20 protein-coding genes are annotated in these 20,779 nt (G+C 53.2%); 15 read left to right on the top strand and 5 right to left on the bottom strand.

All coding sequences use genetic code 11. The features are described from left to right. Nucleotides 1–6: 6 nt before the first annotated feature. Entirely contained in the window at nt 7–747 is a 741-nt protein-coding gene (hemD, locus tag GZ59_RS20395; RefSeq protein ID WP_011095660.1) for a uroporphyrinogen-III synthase, read from the bottom strand. Next, nucleotides 744–1,685, bottom strand: coding sequence for a hydroxymethylbilane synthase (gene hemC / locus GZ59_RS20390; protein WP_011095659.1), 942 nt, complete (start codon nt 1,683–1,685; stop codon nt 744–746). The genes hemD and hemC overlap by 4 nt, the downstream gene beginning before the upstream one ends. A 457-nt stretch (nt 1,686–2,142) precedes the next feature. Between hemC and GZ59_RS20385 the strand changes: the two genes are divergently transcribed. After that, the gene (locus GZ59_RS20385; protein ID WP_039294146.1) at nt 2,143–4,701 is read left to right on the top strand and encodes a class I adenylate cyclase; all 2,559 of its coding nucleotides are present in this window, start codon (nt 2,143–2,145) and stop codon (nt 4,699–4,701) included. A gap of 48 nt (nt 4,702–4,749) precedes the next feature. Beyond that, a complete protein-coding gene (locus GZ59_RS20380; protein WP_039294144.1) occupies nt 4,750–5,922 on the top strand; it encodes an MFS transporter in 1,173 nt (390 codons plus the stop codon). Between the two features lie 52 nt (nt 5,923–5,974). Here GZ59_RS20380 and cyaY read toward each other — a convergent pair whose 3' ends face one another. Next, nucleotides 5,975–6,295 carry an iron donor protein CyaY gene (gene cyaY, locus GZ59_RS20375; RefSeq protein WP_039294142.1) on the bottom strand — a complete coding sequence of 107 codons (321 nt, stop codon included), beginning with the start codon at nt 6,293–6,295 and terminating at the stop codon, nt 5,975–5,977. A gap of 77 nt (nt 6,296–6,372) precedes the next feature. Here cyaY and lptM point away from each other — a divergent pair, with 77 nt between their 5' ends. The 10 genes from lptM to GZ59_RS20330 all read left to right on the top strand — a co-directional run bounded on the left by lptM (nt 6,373) and on the right by GZ59_RS20330 (nt 15,558). Further along, the gene (gene lptM, locus GZ59_RS20370; RefSeq protein WP_308460534.1) at nt 6,373–6,540 is read left to right on the top strand and encodes an LPS translocon maturation chaperone LptM; all 168 of its coding nucleotides are present in this window, start codon (nt 6,373–6,375) and stop codon (nt 6,538–6,540) included. 77 nt (nt 6,541–6,617) lie between these two features. Beyond that, nucleotides 6,618–7,442, top strand: coding sequence for a diaminopimelate epimerase (dapF, locus tag GZ59_RS20365; RefSeq protein ID WP_039294137.1), 825 nt, complete (start codon nt 6,618–6,620; stop codon nt 7,440–7,442). Further along, the gene (locus tag GZ59_RS20360; RefSeq protein WP_011095653.1) at nt 7,439–8,143 is read left to right on the top strand and encodes a DUF484 domain-containing protein; all 705 of its coding nucleotides are present in this window, start codon (nt 7,439–7,441) and stop codon (nt 8,141–8,143) included. The genes dapF and GZ59_RS20360 overlap by 4 nt, the downstream gene beginning before the upstream one ends. Then, the gene (xerC, locus tag GZ59_RS20355; RefSeq protein WP_039294135.1) at nt 8,140–9,075 is read left to right on the top strand and encodes a tyrosine recombinase XerC; all 936 of its coding nucleotides are present in this window, start codon (nt 8,140–8,142) and stop codon (nt 9,073–9,075) included. Before GZ59_RS20360 ends, xerC begins: the two co-directional genes overlap by 4 nt. After that, a complete protein-coding gene (yigB, locus tag GZ59_RS20350; RefSeq protein ID WP_011095651.1) occupies nt 9,075–9,791 on the top strand; it encodes a 5-amino-6-(5-phospho-D-ribitylamino)uracil phosphatase YigB in 717 nt (238 codons plus the stop codon). Before xerC ends, yigB begins: the two co-directional genes overlap by 1 nt. An 82-nt stretch (nt 9,792–9,873) precedes the next feature. Next, on the top strand, nt 9,874–12,036 hold the full coding sequence (gene uvrD, locus GZ59_RS20345) for a DNA helicase II (RefSeq protein ID WP_011095650.1): 2,163 nt from the start codon (nt 9,874–9,876) through the stop codon (nt 12,034–12,036). Nucleotides 12,037–12,164: 128 nt separating this feature from the next. Then, on the top strand, nt 12,165–12,911 hold the full coding sequence (locus GZ59_RS20340) for a cyclase family protein (protein WP_039294133.1): 747 nt from the start codon (nt 12,165–12,167) through the stop codon (nt 12,909–12,911). 187 nt (nt 12,912–13,098) lie between these two features. Next, nucleotides 13,099–13,155, top strand: a complete 57-nt coding sequence (ysgD, locus tag GZ59_RS24100; protein ID WP_349814568.1) for a YsgD/CorL family protein — start codon at nt 13,099–13,101, stop codon at nt 13,153–13,155. Between the two features lie 166 nt (nt 13,156–13,321). Further along, complete coding sequence (gene corA, locus GZ59_RS20335; RefSeq protein WP_011095648.1) at nt 13,322–14,272, top strand: magnesium/cobalt transporter CorA; 951 nt, start codon at nt 13,322–13,324, stop codon at nt 14,270–14,272. A 227-nt stretch (nt 14,273–14,499) separates the two neighbouring features. After that, nucleotides 14,500–15,558: an AbrB family transcriptional regulator gene (locus GZ59_RS20330; RefSeq protein WP_039294131.1), complete on the top strand. Its 1,059-nt coding sequence runs from the start codon at nt 14,500–14,502 to the stop codon at nt 15,556–15,558. On the opposite strand, the gene rarD is transcribed toward GZ59_RS20330, so the two are convergent. Together rarD and GZ59_RS20320 are read right to left on the bottom strand one after the other, a co-directional pair. Next, nucleotides 15,524–16,453, bottom strand: coding sequence for an EamA family transporter RarD (rarD, locus tag GZ59_RS20325; protein WP_011095646.1), 930 nt, complete (start codon nt 16,451–16,453; stop codon nt 15,524–15,526). The genes GZ59_RS20330 and rarD overlap by 35 nt on opposite strands. A 99-nt stretch (nt 16,454–16,552) precedes the next feature. Beyond that, nucleotides 16,553–17,041, bottom strand: a complete 489-nt coding sequence (locus tag GZ59_RS20320) for a thioesterase family protein (RefSeq protein ID WP_011095645.1) — start codon at nt 17,039–17,041, stop codon at nt 16,553–16,555. A gap of 251 nt (nt 17,042–17,292) precedes the next feature. On the opposite strand from GZ59_RS20320, the gene pldA reads away from it, so the two are divergent. The 3 genes from pldA (at nt 17,293) to rhtC (ending at nt 20,752) form a co-directional block, all read left to right on the top strand. After that, complete coding sequence (gene pldA, locus GZ59_RS20310) at nt 17,293–18,159, top strand: phospholipase A (protein WP_011095644.1); 867 nt, start codon at nt 17,293–17,295, stop codon at nt 18,157–18,159. Nucleotides 18,160–18,257: 98 nt separating this feature from the next. After that, nucleotides 18,258–20,084 carry an ATP-dependent DNA helicase RecQ gene (recQ, locus tag GZ59_RS20305; RefSeq protein WP_011095643.1) on the top strand — a complete coding sequence of 609 codons (1,827 nt, stop codon included), beginning with the start codon at nt 18,258–18,260 and terminating at the stop codon, nt 20,082–20,084. Nucleotides 20,085–20,128: 44 nt separating this feature from the next. Further along, the gene (rhtC, locus tag GZ59_RS20300) at nt 20,129–20,752 is read left to right on the top strand and encodes a threonine export protein RhtC (RefSeq protein WP_011095642.1); all 624 of its coding nucleotides are present in this window, start codon (nt 20,129–20,131) and stop codon (nt 20,750–20,752) included. Nucleotides 20,753–20,779 lie beyond the last annotated feature (27 nt).

Genomic DNA, 20,779 nt, shown 5'->3' with positions numbered 1-20,779 from the left:
TCAGGTTTATTGTAGTGCGCGCACGAGCGCATCGTTATCGGCGTTATCAGCCACTCGGATATCGCGCCAGCCGAGCTGACGAGCCTGTTCTGCCAGTCGTTCGCTGACGACGATCAACTGGCAACCGAGTAGCCAGGAAGCCCGATAGTAATCAGGTACTAAAGTATAGATCCGTTGTAGCATTTCTCCGCTGGTAATCACCAGTTTGTCGATGCCTATTTGCTGCCAATGGCGGCTTTGCTCCGGCCCATCATAATGAACGTCTCTGCGTTGATAGCATTCACAATAGGTTACCTGAGCGCCCCGTTCAATTAGCGTTTCTCCCAGTAATTCTCTTCCGCCGTTGCCGCGCAATAATAGTGCACGTTTCCCTGCAACATCTTGCAGCTCAGGCAGTTGTAGAAGTGTTTCGCTGGTTTCACGCTCGGGTGGATAGGTAACGGGGTGCGCGCTGATTTTATGCAGCGCCAGTGCCGTGGTACGGCCAATGGCATAATAAGCGAGGTGAGCAGGCCAGCTTGTGCCTGTGCGCGCCAGCATGGGATCGGCGTAATGAATCGCGTGTTGTGAGAGAGCAAACACCAGATCGTCGGCGTGCAGCGCGTGTAATTGTGCAGGCAGGCCAGCAAGTTCTCGTCCAGGCGAAAACTCGATCAGCGGGCTGTGCCAGGCGTGATAGCCGAGCTTTCTTAAACGGGTCACCAGTTGTTCGCCAGTTGGTGACGGACGGGTAACCAGAATAGTCATGATGAGCTTTGCCCTTGATAAACGGCCTGAAGGATCGCGCTGGCCCCTTTTGCTAGCAGCTCTTCAGCCAGTGCAACCCCGATTTTTTCGGCGTCTGAGACGCTCCCTTTCCGCTCACCGACGATCATTTGGCTGCCATCCGGTGCGCCAACCAGCGCGCGTAACCACAGCGTATCACCTTCCAGTTCGGCGTAGCTGCCAATCGGCACCTGACAGCCACCTTCAAGGCGCACATTCATAGCACGTTCAGCCAGTACGCGGGCGGCGGTATCGGTGTGATTGAGTGGGGCAAGCAGTTGGCGAATGCGATCGTCATCCAAACGGCATTCGATGCCGATAGCGCCTTGTCCGACGGCAGGCAGCGATTCTTCCGGGCTTAACGCGCAGCGGATACGTTCTTCAAGGCCGAGGCGTTTCAGGCCAGCGACAGCAAGAATAATGGCGTCATACTCGCCGTTGTCCAATTTTGCCAGACGCGTTCCGACATTGCCGCGCAAATCACGAATCACCAGATCGGGACGTCGGGCGCGTAGCTGGCACTGGCGGCGCAGGCTGGACGTGCCGACACAGCTGCCTTCCGGTAATTGTTCGAGGCTGTCGTAGCGATTGGAAACAAAAGCATCGCGCGGGTCGTCGCGTTCGCAAATAGTGGTCAGGCCTAGGCCATCGGGAAATTCGACAGGTACATCTTTCATGGAGTGGACTGCGATATCAGCGCGCCCTTCAAGCAGCGCCAATTCCAGCTCTTTAACAAACAATCCCTTACCACCGACCTTTGCCAGCGGCGTATCCAGGATGATGTCGCCACGGGTCACCATCGGCACCAGTTCTACGTGTAAATCGGGGTAGAAGTGGTTCAAACACTGCTGAACATATCGTGCTTGCCATAGGGCTAGCGGGCTTTGTCGGGTGGCAATTCTAATAATATTGGCTAACATGCTTGATACCGTTTTTATCATTTTTCGCCATCGTATCATTGATGGTGCGTTGGTGTCAGGTTGTGGGCATTAGCGGTGCGCCTTTAAAACGGACTGAAATTTGGGTGCCGCAAATCTAGATATACTCTAAATAATTCGAGTTTCAGGAAGGCGGCAAGGGAAGGAGTCCCGATGAACTTACACAAGTAAGTGATTCGGGTGAGTGAACGCAGCCAACGCACATGCAACTTGAAGTATGACGAGTAAGGAAGCCGTGCTGATGACGTCGGTTAGAGAAATTCGTAATAAAGCAAGATAGGTAAGTCTAACTTTCTTTACTTTCTTTACGCCCAATCAGCAAGGTGTTAAATTGATCACGTTTCCAGCAATAATTCGCTAAACATTCTTCTAATTTTATCATTGGCGAATTTGGAACATGGGGTTTTTCTAGGCACTGGGATAAATCAGGCGAAACGTCTTGTACTTCTACATCGAGACTTTGAAGCAAAGACTGGATGCGATCAACCAACTGCGTGTTGAGCGTGCTCTGGGAGCAATGAAGCCCGCTTTTCAGCAGGTTTACAGTCTTCTGCCCATTTTATTACATCATCATCACCCGTTGATGCCCGGCTACCTTGAAGGCAAAGTGCCTCACGGTGTCTGCACTCACACGCCTGATGAAAAGCAACAACAATACCTTGATAGCATCGCGCTGCGCTGGGGCCAGTTTGACGGTTCTCATCCGCAGGGCGAGCTGCCGATCACCGGCATCTATTCAATGGGGAGCACCTCGTCTATCGGGCAGAGCTGTAGCTCCGATCTCGATATCTGGGTGTGCCACCAATCCTGGCTGGATAGCGAAGAGCGCCAACTCCTACAGAAGAAATGTACGCTCCTGGAGCAGTGGGCAGCAGCGCAGGGCGCTGAGGTTAGTTTCTTCCTGATGGATGAAAGCCGTTTCCGCCACAATGAAAGCGGCAGTCTGGGCGGTGAAGACTGCGGCTCCATGCAGCACATCCTGTTACTCGACGAATTCTACCGTACTGCCGTGCGCATGGCCGGTAAACGCATTCTGTGGAACATGGTGCCGGTCGAAGAAGAATCCCACTACGACGATTTTGTGCTGTCGCTGTACTCGCAGGGGGCGCTGGCACCGAACGAGTGGATGGATTTAGGTGGCTTAAGTACGCTGTCGGCGGAAGAGTATTTCGGCGCGAGCCTTTGGCAGCTCTATAAAAGTATCGATTCCCCTTATAAAGCCGTACTGAAAACGCTGCTGTTGGAAGCCTATTCCTGGGAATACCCAGATACCAGCCTGCTTTCGACCGAAATTAAAAAACGCCTGCATGACGGCGAGATCGTCTCTTTTGGTCTCGATCCTTACTGCATGATGTTGGATCGCGTAACGCACTACCTAACGGCGATCAACGACCCAACGCGTCTCGATCTGGCGCGTCGATGTTTCTATTTAAAAGTGTGTGAAAAGCTCTCCAGAGAACAAGCCTGCGTCGGCTGGCGTCGCCAGATTCTGAGCCAACTGGTACAAGAGTGGGGCTGGAGTGACGAACATCTGGCGATGTTAGATAACCGTGCTAACTGGAAAATCGAACAGGTACGCGAAGCGCATAATGAGCTGTTGGATGCGATGATGCAGACTTATCGCAACCTGATTCGCTTCGCCCGCCGCAACAATCTCAGCGTCAGCGCTAGCCCGCAGGATATCGGTGTGTTGACCCGTAAACTGTATGCCGCGTTTGAAGCGCTGCCGGGCAAAGTCACTCTGCTGAACCCACAAATTTCGCCCGATTTGTCGGAGCCGAATTTAACCTTTATTTATGTTCCGCCTGGTCGTGCGAACCGTTCCGGCTGGTATCTGTACAATCAGGCGCCGTCGATGGATGCGATCATCAGCCATCAGCCGCTGGAATATAATCGCTATCTGAACAAGCTGGTGGCGTGGGCGTATTTTAATGGTCTGCTGACGCCGAGCACGCGTCTGTACATTAAAGGTAACGAGCTGTGTGACATCACGCGCTTGCAAGCGCTGGTGGACGATGTAGCCAACCACTTCCCGCTTCGCGTGCCTGCACCGACGCCGAAGGCGCTGTACAGCCCGTGTGAAATTCGTCATCTGGCGATTATTGTCAATCTGGAACACGATCCGACAGCGGCTTTCCGTAATCAGGTGGTGCATTTCGATTTCCGTCATCTGGATGTGTTCAGTTTCGGCCAGCAGCAGCAGTGTCTGGTTGGCAGTATCGACCTGCTGTATCGCAACTCGTGGAACGAAGTGCGTACGCTGCATTTCAGCGGTGAGCAGGCGGTGTTGGAAGCGCTGAAAACTATTCTGGGCAAAATGCATCAGGATGCCGCGCTGCCGGAATCACTGGAAGTGTTCTGCTATAGCCAGCACCTGCGCGGGCTGATTCGTACTCGCGTGCAACAGCTGGTTTCCGAATGTATTGAGCTGCGTCTGACCAGTACGCGCCAGCAGGAGCCAGGTCGCTTCAAAGCGGTGAAAGTGGCAGGGCAAACCTGGGGGCTGTTCTTTGAGCGGCTGAGTGTGTCAGTGCAAAAGCTGGAGAACGCGGTCGAATTTTATGGCGCGATCTCCAACAACAAGCTGCAAGGCCAGCCGGTTCAGGTCGAAACCAACCATGTGCATTTACCGCCGGTGGTCGATGGTGTCGCCAGCGAAGGGATCATCCAATTTTTCTTTGAAGATCTGACGGAAAATCAGGGCTTTAATATCTATATTCTGGATGAGTCGAATCGTGTTGAGGTGTATCACCACTGTGAAGGCAGTAAAGAAGAGCTGGTGCGCGATGTCAGTCGCTTCTATTCGTCTTCGCACGATCGCTTTACCTATGGTTCCAGCTTTATCAATTTTAACCTGCCGCAGTTCTACCAAATCGTACAGTTGGACGGCCGCACTCAGGTGATTCCGTTCCGCAGCAGCGCGCTTTCTCATCTGTGCATTACGCCCGTGGTGGATGATGAGGCGATGACGATGGAACAGCGGCTACAAATCTTATAGTCACTTCCTGACACTTGGCTTTCAGCGCATTCAGAAAGGGATGTATTGATGGATTCGTTGCAACGCCGAAATCTGATACTGCTGGCGCTCGGACAAGGGCTGACTGGCAGTATTATTTCCCTTATGACGCTGTGTTCTACGCTGGTTGGCGTATCGATGACGCCCGTTCCGCTGCTGACCACATTACCGATTACTGCGACGGTATGCGGCGCGGCGCTGATGATTTACGCCGTTTCTTCATTGATGACGAAATACGGCAGGCGCAATACGTTCATCATCGGCACGCTGTTGGGGCTGGTGGGAGCGCTTTTGGCGGCGTTGGCTATTGTGCTACACAGCTTTCCACTCTTTGTGTTTTCAACGTTTGTTCTGGGGATGTCCTGCGCCTTCAATCAATATTATCGTTTCGCGGCTGCTGAAATTTTTACCGATAATCAGCAAAAAAACCGGGCGATATCATGGGTGATCAGCGGTGGTGTCCTGGGCGGTTTCCTTGGCCCGTTTGCGGCTAGTCAGGCTTCTCAGCTTTGGGCGTCATACCCGTTTCTCGGCAGTTTTATCGCCGCGGGGTTCATCTGCGTTATCACGTCACTGCTGCTGCTTGGCCTTAAATTACCCCCGATGCCGATTGTTACGGCTAGCGCTCAGCGGAGTGAACCGCTGGCGGCGATCCTGAAAAATCGAGCATTTGTGTTAGGCACGGCAAGCTGTTCCGTCGGATTTGTGGTGATGACGCTACTAATGAATTCAGCGCCGCTGGCGATGCATCAGCACCATTTTTCCGTCAGCCATAGCGCGACGGTTTTGCAATGGCATTTTGTCGCCATGTATGCCCCCGCGCTGTTGTTAGTGCTGCTGGCGAAACGGTTGACGCCGGTTCAGGTCGTGGCGATCGGCATGGTGTGTAACGTTGTCGGTGTGGCGGTGGCGTTGAGCGGTTTAACGTTCTGGCACTTCCTCTTTGCGCTGGTGCTGTTTGGCGTAGGGTGGGCGTTTATGTTCAACGGTGGGACATTTATGCTGAACGCTTTTACCCATTCGGTGCATAAATCCCGTTTGCAGGGCATTAACTCACTGGTGGTTTATGTGCCTAACGCGTTGGCCTCGCTGTCTGCCGGTAGTCTAATGGCGCTGACCAGCGGCTGGCCGCTGGTGAATATGTTTGGCATCGGTATACTGTTACTGATGATACTGGCGCTGATATTACTGGGACGGCGCTGATGTACGAGGCATCGAAATGCCATGAGTTGCTGTGCCATGAAGACAGGGAACGCTACTCGAAGTGAACAGTTTCCCCAGCCTGTGCCGAACAGGCTGATGACAGCAGTGCGATAAAATCTTCACTGCTGCGATCGCATACCCAGCGTTCTTCCCGAAGGGTAAAGTGATAGCCGCCCGTTTTGGTTGCCAGCCAGATTTGGTGCAGTGGCTCCTGCCGATTAATCACGATTTTGCTGCCGTTCTCGAAACTCAGCGTCATCACACCGCCGTTAATCTCGGAATCGATGTCGGCATCACCCTCAAATCGATCCAGCGTTTCTTCCAACTGAAGCATGAGTTCGTCGGCTAATTGGTGGAACTCGCTATCGTTCATTTTCGATTCCTATTGATTTTCATGATCCACCTGCGATTATAGAGAGCATACAAGTATTAATGACAGGTCTTCACGTGATGAAAAACGTATTTCGCCCATTTTTTCTGGTGCTATCAGTAGTCAGCTTATTGGGCTGTGGTCTGAAAGGTCCGCTTTATATGCCAGCCGATGGTAAGTCTGGTGCGTCAACGACTCAGCAAAATGAGAACCAGCAGCCACAAAAGAAACCGTCAATACGTCCTTAATGCGTTACGGTAATAATAAATAACAGGTCACGTATACGTTTATCGCGCCCGGTTAAGCAAGCGGGGGAGTCAGGATAATGCAGTTCGCTAAGATGCACGGGTTAGGCAACGATTTCATGGTTGTTGATGCCGTTACGCAAAACGTTTATTTTTCACCCGAACTGATTCGCCGTTTGGCGGATCGGCACTGTGGTGTGGGATTTGACCAACTTTTGGTGGTCGAACCGCCTTACGATCCTGAACTGGATTTTCATTACCGTATTTTTAATGCGGATGGTAGTGAAGTGGCGCAGTGCGGTAATGGCGCGCGCTGCTTTGCTCGCTTTGTTCGCTTGAAAGGGTTAACCAACAAGCGTGATATCGCTGTCAGTACGCAGACTGGCCGGATGGTGCTGTCTGTTACGGACGATGAATTGGTGCGCGTTAACATGGGCGAACCGAATTTCGAGCCGCAGCAGGTGCCTTTTCGCGCGGTCAAAGCGGAGAAAACCTACATCATGCGTGCTGACGAACACACGGTACTTTGTGGCGTAGTGTCGATGGGCAACCCGCATTGTGTGATTCAGGTTGAGGATGTGGAAACGGCGAAAGTGGAAACACTGGGGCCGTTACTGGAAAGCCACGAGCGTTTTCCCGATCGCGCCAATATCGGTTTTATGCAGGTCGTCGATAGCCAGACAGTCCGTTTGCGAGTGTACGAGCGCGGTGCGGGAGAAACGCAGGCGTGTGGTAGCGGCGCGTGTGCTGCCGTGGCGGTAGGGATCCAGCAGGGATTATTGTCCGCGAAAGTTCGCGTATCGCTGCCGGGCGGGGAGTTGGATATCCAGTGGGATGGGCCTGGACATCCGTTATTCATGACCGGGCCTGCAACGCATGTCTACGATGGATTTATTCATTTATGAAGAATGTCGAGGAACAGGCAGAACGCGAGATCGCACTCAGTGACGAGATGGTTTTGCAGTTCCTGCAACAAAATCCTGATTTTTTTATCCGCAATGCGCGTCCCGTCGAGCAGATGCGCGTTCCTCACCCCGTTAGGGGAACCGTGTCGCTGGTGGAATGGCAACTGGCACGCCAGCGTAATCACATCACTCAGCTTGAGGAAGAAATCACGCTGTTGATGGAGCAGGCGGGTGCAAACGAGGTGTTGTTCAATCGCCTGCTTGGGTTACAAACTGAATTGGCGTCGGCGGAAAGCCTGACAGATATGTTGGATCGCTTGCAGCGTTGGGCGCGTCAGCTTGGCCTGGCGGGGGCAGCGGTTCGTCTGTTTAGCGACAAATGGCGCATTGGCGCGCCTTCCGATTTTACCCACCTTGGGTTAAATCGCTCCTCGTTTGAGCCGTTGCGCATTCAGCGCTTCGGACAACATAACCACTATCTTGGCAGCCTGAACGGGCCGGAACTGTTACTGCTGCTACCGCAGGCCAGACAGGTCGGTTCGGTCGCGCTGTCGCTGATGGGAAATCATCATGATTTGGGGGTGCTGATTTTCAGCAGCCGTGACAGTCACCATTATCAGAATGGTATGGGAACCGTGCTGCTTCAGCAAATGGCTATGATGTTGCCTGCGATGCTGGCGCGCTGGGTTGAGCGGGTATGAGCCGACAGCCTGCGCCATCGGAGGCAGCTTCCTCTTCTCCTCTACAAACCGATGTTGATGCGTTCCTGCGCTATCTGAAAGTAGAACGCCAGTTAAGTCCGTTGACATTGACCAGCTATTCGCGCCAATTATCTGCGGTTATCACGATACTCTCCGCTGCGGGTATCGCTGACTGGCGCGCACTGGATGCCTCTAGCGTGCGCTCCGTTGTGTCCCGCAGTAAGCGTGATGGGCTACATTCAGGAAGTCTGGCGCTCCGTTTATCGGCATTGCGCAGTTTTCTCGACTGGATGGTGTCACGCGGTGTACTGACGGCAAATCCAGCTAAAGGGGTATCCACGCCGCGGGCCGGACGTCCATTGCCAAAGAATATGGATGTGGATGAGATGAATCGCCTGCTGGAGATCAATCTGGACGATCCCCTTGCGGTGCGTGACCGTACAATGCTGGAAGTGATGTACGGTGCGGGGCTGCGTCTGGCAGAGCTGGTCGGCATGGACTATCAGCATATCGATCTGGCAAGCGGCGAAATCTGGGTGATGGGGAAAGGCAGCAAGGAGCGCAAATTACCGATAGGAAAAACAGCGGTAACTTGGCTGGAGCGCTGGCTAGCGCTGCGTGAACTATTTGGTCCACAGGATGATGCCGTGTTTATCTCCAATCAGGGGCGACGCATTTCGATGCGTAATGTGCAAAAGCGTTTTGCCGAATGGGGTGTTAAGCAAGGTATCAATAGTCATGTTCACCCTCATAAGCTGCGCCACTCCTTTGCGACGCACATGCTGGAATCCAGCGGTGATTTACGTGCGGTCCAAGAGCTGCTCGGCCATGCCAATCTGACTACGACGCAGATTTATACCCATCTTGATTTTCAACATTTAGCCTCCGTGTACGATGCAGCGCATCCACGCGCCAAACGAGGGAAACCCTGATGCATTTTTACCGATCTCTTGGTCCGATCCGTGCGATCACGTTCGATCTGGATGACACGCTATACGACAACGCGGACGTCATTCGACGCACAGGGCAAGAGTCAATCCGCTTCCTGCAAGAGTACCATCCTGCGCTTCGTGATTTTCAGGCAGATGATTTCCAGAACTTACGCCAGACCTTGCTGGAGCGCGAACCGGACATCTATCACGACGTCACTGAATGGCGGCGCCGTGCAGTTGAACTGGCGATGTTAGATCGTGGCCTGAGTGCCGCAGAGTCTAAGGATGGCGCAAAAGCGGCAATGGAAAACTTTGCCCACTGGCGTAGTCAGATTGCGATTACCGAAGAGACGCACCAGACGTTGGCAGCATTAGCTGAGAAAGTGCCGCTGGCGGCGATCACCAACGGCAACGCCGAGCCGCATCGGTTCGGCCTCGAACGCTATTTTTCTTTCATCCTGCGTGCCGGCCCGCACGGTCGTGCCAAGCCGTTTGATGATATGTACCATCTGGCGGCGGAAAAACTCAATCTGCCTTTGCATGAGATTCTGCATGTCGGCGACGATCTCACAACCGATGTGGCGGGGTCGATCCGCTGCGGTATGCAAGCCTGCTGGATTAACCTGCGTGAAGGCAGCCTGACGCAGATTGGCGACGCCCGACTGCTGCCGCATATTGAAATTTCGCGGTTGGCATCGCTGTCGGCATTGCTATAATCACCGCATTAGTCTGTATAAATCACCAGTGGAAATGCCCCTGATATGCGCGGCGTTTCCCGTCACCGGATAACCCGTACCTATGGACGTTTCTGATCTGCTCGATGGCCTCAACGACAAACAGCGTGCCGCGGTAGCCGCGCCGCGCAGCAATTTATTGGTGCTGGCAGGGGCGGGCAGCGGCAAGACTCGGGTACTGGTTCATCGTATTGCCTGGTTATTGTCCGTCGAAAACTGTTCGCCGTACTCCATCATGGCGGTGACGTTTACCAACAAAGCCGCGGCAGAGATGCGTCATCGTATCAACCACTTGATCGGCACCAGTCAGGGTGGCATGTGGATTGGCACCTTCCACGGATTGGCGCACCGTCTGCTGCGCGCGCACCATATGGATGCCAATCTGCCGCAGGATTTCCAGATTCTGGACAGCGACGATCAGCTGCGCTTGTTGAAGCGGCTGATTCGGGCGCTGAATCTGGATGAGAAGCAGTGGCCTCCGCGTCAGGCGATGTGGTTCATCAACGGTAAGAAAGACGAAGGTTTACGTCCGCAGCACATTGAAAGCTACGGCAACCCTATCGAGCAAACGTGGCAGCGTGTCTATCAGGCTTATCAGGAAGCGTGCGATCGCGCCGGACTGGTGGATTTCGCCGAACTGCTGCTGCGCGCACATGAACTGTGGCTGAACAAACCGCATGTGCTGAACCACTATCGTGAGCGTTTTACCAATATTCTGGTGGACGAATTTCAGGATACCAACCGTATTCAATACGCCTGGATCCACATGCTGGCGGGCGATAGCGCCAAGGTGATGATCGTTGGAGATGACGATCAGTCGATTTACGGCTGGCGTGGGGCGCAGGTCGAAAATATTCAGCTGTTCCTGAAAGATTTCGCCGGAGCAGAAACAATCCGTCTGGAGCAGAACTATCGTTCGACCAGCAATATTCTGAAAGCGGCGAATGCCCTGATTGCCCACAACGGCGGGCGGCTCGGCAAGAACCTATGGACGGAAGGTGTCGAGGGCGAACCTATTTCGCTTTACTGCGCATTCAACGAACTGGATGAGGCACGTTACGTCGTTAACCGAATTAAAGCCTGGCAGGAAAAGGGTGGTGTGCTGAAAGATAACGCCATTCTGTATCGGAGCAACGCCCAGTCGCGCGTATTGGAAGAGGCGCTGTTGCAGCAGAGTATGCCATACCGTATCTACGGCGGGATGCGCTTCTTCGAACGTCAGGAAATTAGAGATTCGCTATCTTATCTGCGTCTCATCTCCAATCGTAATGACGATGCGGCGTTCGAGCGTGTGGTGAATACGCCGACGCGCGGCATTGGCGATCGCACGCTGGACGTGGTGCGTCAGACGGCGCGCGATCGCCAACTGACGCTGTGGCAATCCACGCGGGTGCTGTTGCAAGAGAAAGTGCTGGCTGGGCGTGCGGCGGCATCGCTGCAACGCTTTGTCGAATTGATCGATGCGCTGGCCTATGAAACGTCTGAACTGCCGCTGCATGTGCAAACCGACCGAGCGATTAAAGATTCTGGCCTGTGGAGTATGTACGAACAGGAAAAAGGCGAGAAAGGGCAGGCACGAGTAGAAAACCTGGAGGAACTGGTGACGGCTACGCGCCAGTTCAGCTATCAGGAAGAAGATCAGGATCTGATGCCGCTTCAGGCATTCCTGTCACATGCCGCGCTGGAAGCGGGTGAAGGTCAGGCGGATGCAAATCAGGACGCGGTGCAGCTTATGACGCTGCACTCTGCGAAAGGGCTGGAATTCCCGCAGGTGTTTATCGTCGGTATGGAAGAAGGCATGTTCCCCAGCCAGATGTCGCTGGATGAAGGTGGGCGTCTGGAAGAAGAACGTCGTCTGGCTTATGTTGGCGTCACGCGCGCAATGGAAAAGCTGACGATAACCTACGCCGAATCCCGCCGTTTATACGGCAAGGAAGCCTATCATCGGCCTTCCCGATTCGTCGGTGAACTGCCTGAAGAGTGTGTTGAAGAGGTGCGGTTACGTGCCAGCGTCTCCCGCCCGGTCAATCACCAGCGCCTTGGCACGCCGATAACGGAAAATGACAGCGGCTACAAGCTGGGACAACGGGTTCGCCATGCGAAATTCGGCGAAGGCACCATCGTGAATCTGGAAGGTAGCGGTGAGCACGCCCGTCTTCAGGTCGCGTTTCAGGGGCAGGGTATCAAATGGCTGGTTGCCGCCTACGCCAGATTGGAAACGGTGTGATCGTCACGCGTGTGACTGCATATCTTATAAAAATCCTGTATTAATCTTTCTCGTCATTTTCGACAATGCTAGGTGGCCTGCCGCGTATCGATGGATGTGTGGTATCACAATAAAAAAGGAGCATGCCCATGACGCTAGACCAGATTATTGCGGAATTACAGAATAAAAAATGGGTCGATCTCACGCATACGATTACGGAGTCGATTCCTATTTTTGGTGCGTTTGAAGGCGTGTTGCAGCGCAAGACCTTATTCAATGTCGAAGATCACGGGTTTTATGCGCAGGCCGTGACGTTTGCGACGCAAACGGGGACGCACATTGATGCGCCGGGGCATTTTGTGGCGGGTAAGCGTTATCTGGATCGTATTGATAATAAAGAACTGTTGCTACCGCTGGTTGTGATCCACAAACAAGACGCCGTCGCGCTCGATCCCGATTATCGCCTTTCTGTCGAAGACATTCTGACATTTGAACGTGAACACGGGGACATTCCGTCAGGAAGCTTTGTCGCGTTTGCCAGCGGCTGGAGTACGCGCTGGCCTGATATTGACGCCTTTGCGAATAAAGACGAACAGGGAAACAGCCATACGCCGGGGTGGTCGCTTGAGGCGCTAACGTTCCTATTTGAAAAGCGCGGCATTAGCGCGGTAGGGCATGAAACGCTGGATACGGATTCTGCCGCCGATTTCCGTCGCAACAACGGTCTTATTGGCGAGTTTTTCGTACTGAACCAGAATGCCTGGCAGGTTGAGGTGCTAAATAATCTGCATCAACTGCCGTCTACCGGCGCTTATATTCACGTCAGCTACCCTAATTTCGCCGGTGCGCCCGGTTTCCCCGTCCGTGCAATCGCTTATTTACCGGACAACGCCTAGTACATATACGCGGTTCCTTTTTGTTTTGGGGACTGCGTTTTTTATCGGTTCCAGCGACGGATTTATTGGATAAAGCTTATCCATTTGACCAATATTTTACAGTGTGTTTCAGCCGCGGTTTTAAAGTTGAAGTCTTTTTCATCTCAGCGTAACATGCGCGCATCATTATTCTTGGAGGACTAACGCCTTGGACACACCCAGTCGATACTGGCTCACGAACCTGTTCATTAGGTACAACTTCTAAGGCTATCTTCCTCTGCTGATACCCTTCGTGGTTGTCAGCGATGCTGTTTTTGTCGCTATGAGTCAGATCCGTCGAACGGACTGAAACCTGCTGGTGACACCTCACCTCTGTTTCTGTGCTTCAATCGCGTTGTCCATCTCTGCTACTGAAAGGGGAGCTATGGCCCATGCTGAGCGCATTTAAACTGGATAATTGCCGTTTATCTCGTCTGGAATTGGATGACTCCGATGATCTTACCGCGTCAATTTGGGTCGATCTGATCGAGCCGGAAGACGATGAGCGTGAGAAAGTACAAACCGAACTGGGACAAAGCCTGGCAACCCGTCCGGAACTAGAAGACATTGAAGCGTCGGCACGTTTTTTTGAAGATGAAGACGGCCTGCATATTCACTCCTTTTTCTTTTTTGAAGACGCTGACGATCACGCCGGTAACTCTACCGTGGCGTTTACCATTCGCGATGGTCGCTTGTATACCTTGCGCGAGCGTGAACTGCCTGCGTTCCGCTTGTATCGCATGCGCGCCCGTAATCAAACGCTGGTGGACGGCAATGCTTACGAACTGCTGCTCGATCTCTTTGAGACTAAAATTGAGCAACTGGCGGACGAAATCGAAAACATCTACAGCGATTTGGAATCGCTGAGCCGCATCATTATGGAAGGGCGTCAGGGTGACGAGTACGACGATGCGCTGTCTACGCTAGCGGAACAGGAAGACGTGGGCTGGAAGGTCCGCCTGTGTCTGATGGATACCCAGCGCGCGCTTAACTTTCTGGTGCGTAAAGCTCGTTTGCCATCCGGTCAGTTGGAGCAGGCGCGCGAAATTCTGCGCGACATCGAATCTCTGCTGCCGCACAACGAATCTCTGTTCCAGAAGGTCAACTTCCTGATGCAGGCGGCAATGGGTTTCATCAACATTGAGCAGAGCCGGATTATCAAGATCTTCTCGGTGGTATCCGTGGTGTTCCTGCCACCGACGCTGGTGGCATCGAGCTACGGGATGAATTTCGAGTTTATGCCGGAACTGAGGTGGTCGTTTGGCTATCCTGGTGCGATCGTACTGATGATTCTCGCCGGACTGGCGCCTTACCTCTATTTCAAACGTAAAAACTGGCTTTAAGTTTTCACCGATGCGCCTGACGGAAATTAACCATCAGGCGCATAACGTTTCCTCCCTTTGATACAAAATCCCTTTCCTGCTTGATCGTTTGCGACCTTACTATTCCTGTTTATTCTCCAACTATTCTGTTTAGAATGGTGAATCGCTTTTCTATCCTTACTTTCTATTTTTTATTCTTGTTCTTACTTTTTATTCTTACTTTTTATTCTTAAATACAGGTCGTGTACATGAAAGGGATGTCACCGTGGGTGCAATGGGGAATCCTGCTGTCGGTCTCATTAATTCTGGGGTTTGGGCTACAGGTTTACCACGTTCCTGCTGCGCTGTTACTGGGGCCGATGATGGTCGGCGTCGTCATGGGGTTAAACGGTGCGACGATCCGTATCCCGCCTGTCGGCTTTGCGGGCAGTAATGCCGTTCTGGGCTGTCTGGTTGCACAAAGCCTGTCATTTTCTATCCTGACGCCTTTGCTGAACGAATGGCCGCTGGTGCTGTTCATTTTGTTGGCTACGCTGGCCGCCAGCGGATTATCTGGCTGGCTACTGGTCAAATTTAGTGAGCTGCCCGGAACGACTGGAACCTGGGGAGCATCGCCGGGCGGTGCGTCTGCCATGGTTGCCATGTCTGGAGAGTTCGGCGCGGACGTGCGGCTGGTTGCCTTCATGCAATATTTGCGGGTGTTGATGGTGACTGCTTCGGCGGCGTTCGTGGCGCGCCTGAGTTTGGGTGACGACGCGGCGGAAAACAGTGCGATGCTAGTGTGGTTTCCTTCGTTGGACTGGCGTTTTCTCGCGACGCTCGGTGTGGCATTCGGTAGCGCATGGTTAGCAAGGCGCTTACGTATTCCATCTGGGGCGTTACTGGGGCCGATGATTATCGGTTCGATGCTGCATGCCAGTGGCACATTACAGCTGCAAACGCCGGAATGGCTGCTGGCTTTGGCCTACGCCGTGATTGGGTGGAGCGTGGGTTTATGTTTCACCCGCCCAATCTTTTTGCTGGCGATACGCACGTTGCCTTACATGATGACGTCGATTATCGGATTGATGCTGCTGTGTGGCGGGATGGCATGGATGGTGACGAAAATGATGCCGGTGGATATGCTGACCGCCTTTCTGGCGACCAGCCCCGGCGGGCTGGATTCGATTGCGATTATCGCCGCAGGCAGTCGGGTCGATATGGCGTTTGTTATTGCCATGCAGACGCTGCGGCTGTTTTCGACACTGTTGTTCAGCCCGATCTTATCGCGCTTTATTTCCCGTCGTGTTGAGGCCGGGACGCTGTAGCTGGCGTGCGCCGTAGCTTACGCTGCGTATAAAGCGCATCCAGAATAAACAGCCCCAGCGCACCCCAGATGAAGGCAAAAGCCACCAGCTTGTCACTGCTGAATGTTTCACCATAGAACACCACTGCCAGCATAAACATGATGGTGGGGCCGAGATACTGGAAAAAACCGAGCGTCGACAGGCGCAGGCGCATGGCCGCCGAGGTAAAGAACAACAGCGGTACTGTGGTGACGATACCTGCCGAGAGCAGCAGCAGATTCAGCGACCATGGATTGGCTGTCAGATGGCTGCTCGGTGTGTCGGCAATAAAAAACAGATAAATGACGGCTACTGGCAGCAACCACAGTGTTTCTATCAGCATGCCGGTTTGGCCGTCGATGCCAATCTTTTTGCGCAGCAGACCGTATAACGCGAAGCTGAATGCCAGCCCGAGCGCGACAACTGGCAGCGAGCCGAATGTCCACAGCTGAACCAGTACGCCAGTCACGGCAAGTAGCACGGCCAGCCATTGCAGGCGGCGAAAGCGTTCACCCAGAAAGATCATGCCCAGCATGACGTTGACCAGCGGGTTGATAAAATACCCCAGACTGGCTTCCAGCATGTGATGGTTGTTGACCGCCCAGATATACAACAGCCAGTTCCCGCCAATCAGCACCGCCGTTAACGCCAGCAGAAACAGGTGCTTGATGTTACGGCAGGCAAGACTCACCTGACGCCATTTCCGACCGACCGTCAGCAGAATCAGCATAAAGAAGAATGACCAGATAATACGATGCGTCAGTATTTCATTGGGTGGAACATGCTCAAGCAGCTTGAAATAAACAGGAGCAATTCCCCAAATGAAATACGCGGCGAGGGCGAAAAAAATCCCCTCACGGGTTTGTTGCGCGTTCATGGGTAACTCGATAAGGACGGCGGGAAAACGCTAAGTCTACCCAAAACTGTGAGCGCTTTCACGTAAAGTGTTCATGACACGGTTTGCCAACGATAAATGCTATCCGACAATATAGGTTGCGGTGGCGCTGGCCAGATGCGAACCCTGCTCGTTATGCAATTCGGCGCGTGCGACGGCGATTTTATTACCACCGCGCAGCAGCGTGCTGGTAATGGTGAAGCGCTCCCCATAGCCCGGACGTAGATAGTCCACCCGCATGTCAATGGTCCCCATGCGCGCGAGCCGGTGATGAAATTCCTGATCGCTGATCGTCTCATGGCGCAGCAGTGTGTTGCCAACGCAGACTAATCCAGCGGCAACGTCCAACCCCGCAGCAATCACGCCGCCATGCAGAATCTTTTGTGCCGCATTGCCGATGAGCTTATCTTGCCGAGCGAACGTCAAGACTGCTTTGTCGGCTTCAAACTGCTGTAACTCAAGGCCTAGCTCGATGTTGAATGGCATCTTGTAAATGAAAATATCGCTAACGAGCTGGCGCACGGTATCTCTGGTTAGTGTGGTTCCCTGAAATGATGGTATGTCAGCCATAGTTGTTTCCCGCCCAAATAAGAGATACGCGTTAAATGTAGTTAAGTTGATTCTTTTAAGTTATGTAAGTGTTTATTTTATGCGCTGCTTTTGTTTCTTTCCAGAAAAGACTAAGAAACGGGAGAACGATAATTCAAACGTCGTTGAACTGTGTAGAATGGCGGGCTTGAATGGGGAAATACTCACCACAAGCTGGTTAAACGAACGTCGGTTAAAACGAACGTCGTATAAAAAAATGGCGGAGAAAATGAATGCGTAAAATAGTACTCGTACTGGCAGCATTACTGATGGCACAGGCTCATGCTGAAGATATAACAAACGCGCCTGCGCCGAATCAACCGGCGGTACGTGGCAGCATTATCGACAGCCTGTTACAAGAGCACGACACCCCGTTTATTCTCTATCCTTACGAAAGCAACTACTTACTGTATACCTATACCAGCAACATCAATAAAACGGCGATACAGAGCTATAACTGGGGCGACGAAGCGCGTAAAGATGAAGTTCACTATCAGTTGAGCCTCGGGTTCCCGATCTGGCGTGGCATTCTGGGTGATAACTCGCTGCTGGGTGCGTCCTATACACAGCGTTCTTGGTGGCAACTGTCTAATAAAAGCGAGTCTTCTCCGTTCCGTGAAACCAACTATGAGCCACAGGTCTTCCTGGGCTGGGCAACCAACTACACATTAGCAGGCTGGACGCTGCGAGATGTGGAAATGGGCTTTAATCACCAGTCTAACGGCCGTTCTGATCCAACGTCACGCAGTTGGAACCGTGCTTATATGCGTCTGATGGCGCAGAACGGCAACTGGCAGGTTGATGTGAAGCCGTGGGTGCGTTTCTCCGACAGTCAGGACGATAACCCAGATATCATTAAATACATGGGCCATTACCGGTTACGCGTCGGTTATGTGTGGGGCGACAGCGTGTTTAGCGCGGAAGGCCGTTATAACTGGAATAGCGGTTACGGCGGTGGCGAACTGGGCTGGAGCTATCCATTGACGCGTCATGTCCGCTTCTACACCAAGGTCTTTAGTGGCTACGGCGAATCCTTGATTGATTACAATCATCGTCAGACCCGCTTCGGTGTTGGGGTGACGCTGAACGATATGTTCTAACTAACGTGTGTTTTAGCGATTGCGGTTTTTAACCATTGCAGTTTTACCCGACGGCGCTGAAAATAGCGCCTGTTTGATTTCATTGAATTGGGGAAGGCGTGTCTACGGCGGAAGTATTGAATAAGGAAGCGCTGGCGGTTCAGGTTCTACGGGACACGTTCGGCTACCAGCAATTCCGACCGGGTCAGCAGGAAATTATCAGCGCGACGCTCAGTGGGCAGGATTGTCTGGTTATCATGCCGACAGGCGGCGGTAAATCGCTGTGCTACCAAATCCCCGCTCTGGTGATGGACGGGCTGACGCTGGTGGTATCCCCGCTGATTTCTCTGATGAAAGATCAGGTTGATCAGCTTCAGGCCTATGGTGTCTCCGCCGCTTGCCTCAATTCGACGCAGACGCGTGAACAGCAGTTTGAAGTGATGGCGGGCTGTCGTACTGGTCAGATTAAGTTGCTTTATATTGCGCCGGAACGCCTGACGACAGAAAGCTTTCTCGATCATCTCGCCCACTGGCAGATTTCACTGATCGCGGTGGATGAAGCGCACTGTATTTCCCAATGGGGCCACGATTTCCGCCCTGAATACCGAGCGCTGGGGCAGATTAAACAGCGTTTTCCTCACCTTCCTTTCATTGCACTGACGGCCACCGCCGACGAGACCACGCGGAACGATATCGTTCGCCTGTTGGATCTTCAGTCGCCGCTGATCCAGATCAGCAGTTTTGACCGCCCGAATATTCGCTACACGCTGGTGGAGAAGTTCAAACCGCTCGATCAGCTCTGGATGTTCGTGCAGGCGCAGCGCGGAAAAAGCGGCATCATTTACTGTAATAGCCGTTCCCGCGTGGAAGATATCAGCGCCCGTTTGCAGGCCCGTGGGCTGAGTGCGGGGGCTTATCACGCCGGGCTGGACAATGAACGACGCGCACAGGTACAGGAAGCGTTCCTGCGTGACGATCTTCAGGTGGTGGTAGCGACTGTCGCGTTTGGTATGGGTATCAACAAGCCTAACGTGCGGTTCGTAGTGCATTTTGATATTCCGCGCAATATCGAATCCTACTATCAGGAAACGGGACGTGCCGGGCGTGATGGCCTCGCCGCAGAAGCCGCGCTGTTTTACGATCCGGCGGATATGGCATGGCTGCGTCGCTGTCTGGAAGAAAAACCCGCCGGGCCGCAGTTGGATATTGAACGTCATAAGCTCAATGCGATGGGCGCGTTTGCCGAGGCGCAGACCTGCCGCCGTCTGGTGCTGCTGAACTATTTCGGTGAAGGGCGCCAAGAGGCCTGCGGTAACTGCGATATTTGTCTCGATCCGCCGAAGCGTTACGATGGGCTGGTTGAGGCGCAAAAGGCGCTCTCCTGCGTGTATCGGGTCGGGCAGCGCTTTGGCATAGGATATATCGTCGAGGTGTTGCGCGGTGCGAATAACCAACGTATTCGCGACTTCGGCCATGACAAATTGCCGGTTTATGGCATTGGTAAGGATAAATCGCAGGAACATTGGGTCAGCGTGCTACGCCAACTGATTCATCTGGGGTTGTTGAACCAGAATATTACGATGCATTCTGCCGTACAGCTTACCGAACCTGCGCGCCCAGTATTGCGGGGAGAAATGCCGCTGCAACTGGCCGTGCCGCGTGTGATTAACCTGAAGCCCCGCGCTAATCAAAAATCTTACGGCGGAAATTACGACCGCAAGCTGTTTGCCAAATTGCGTAAACTGCGTAAATCCATCGCGGACGAAGACAATATTCCGCCTTACGTGGTGTTCAGTGATGCCACGCTGCTGGAGATGGCGGAACTGATGCCGATCACCGCGGGCGAACTGCTGAATATCAACGGGGTAGGACACCGCAAACTCGAACGTTTCGGTGCACCTTTCATGAACATGATTCGCGATCATGTCGATAATGACGACGAGTGATGCTCGTCTTGTCTGATTGCATTTAAAAAAACAGGAAAACCAACATGTTGATGCTATTTCTGACGGTGGCGCTGGTGCATTTTATTGCGCTGATGAGCCCGGGGCCGGATTTCTTTTTTGTTTCACAAACTGCGGCTAGCCGTTCACGCCGTGAAGCGATGATGGGCGTGCTGGGCATTTCTCTGGGCGTAGTGGTCTGGGCGGCTATCGCACTGCTGGGACTGCACCTGCTGTTGCAAAAAATGGCCTGGCTGCATACGGCAATTACCGTCGGTGGCGGACTGTATCTGTGCTGGATGGGCTGGCAGATGCTGCGTTCTGCGCGGAGTAAAGCACAGTTGGAAACCACGCAGGAAACGGCTGTGGTATTGCCGCAGCGCGGTAAAACCTTTATGCGTGGATTATTGACGAATCTGGCGAACCCAAAAGCGCTGATCTACTTCGGCAGCGTGTTTTCACTGTTTGTCGGCGACAGCGTCGGCAGCGGTGCGCGTTGGGGCTTGTTTGCGCTGATCTCGATTGAAACGCTGTTGTGGTTCAGTCTGGTCGCGATAGTGTTCGCACTACCTACCATGCGTCGTGGCTATCAGCGTCTGGCGAAGTGGGTGGATGGCGTGGCGGGCGTATTGTTTACCGGTTTCGGCTTGCACCTGATCTTCTCTCGCTAACCTTTCTCTCAGAACGTTTCCGATGGA

The sequence above is a fragment of the Pectobacterium atrosepticum genome, assembly GCF_000740965.1.
Classification (GTDB): Bacteria; Pseudomonadota; Gammaproteobacteria; order Enterobacterales; family Enterobacteriaceae; genus Pectobacterium; species Pectobacterium atrosepticum.
This window is presented reverse-complemented; position numbering and strand designations above follow the sequence as displayed.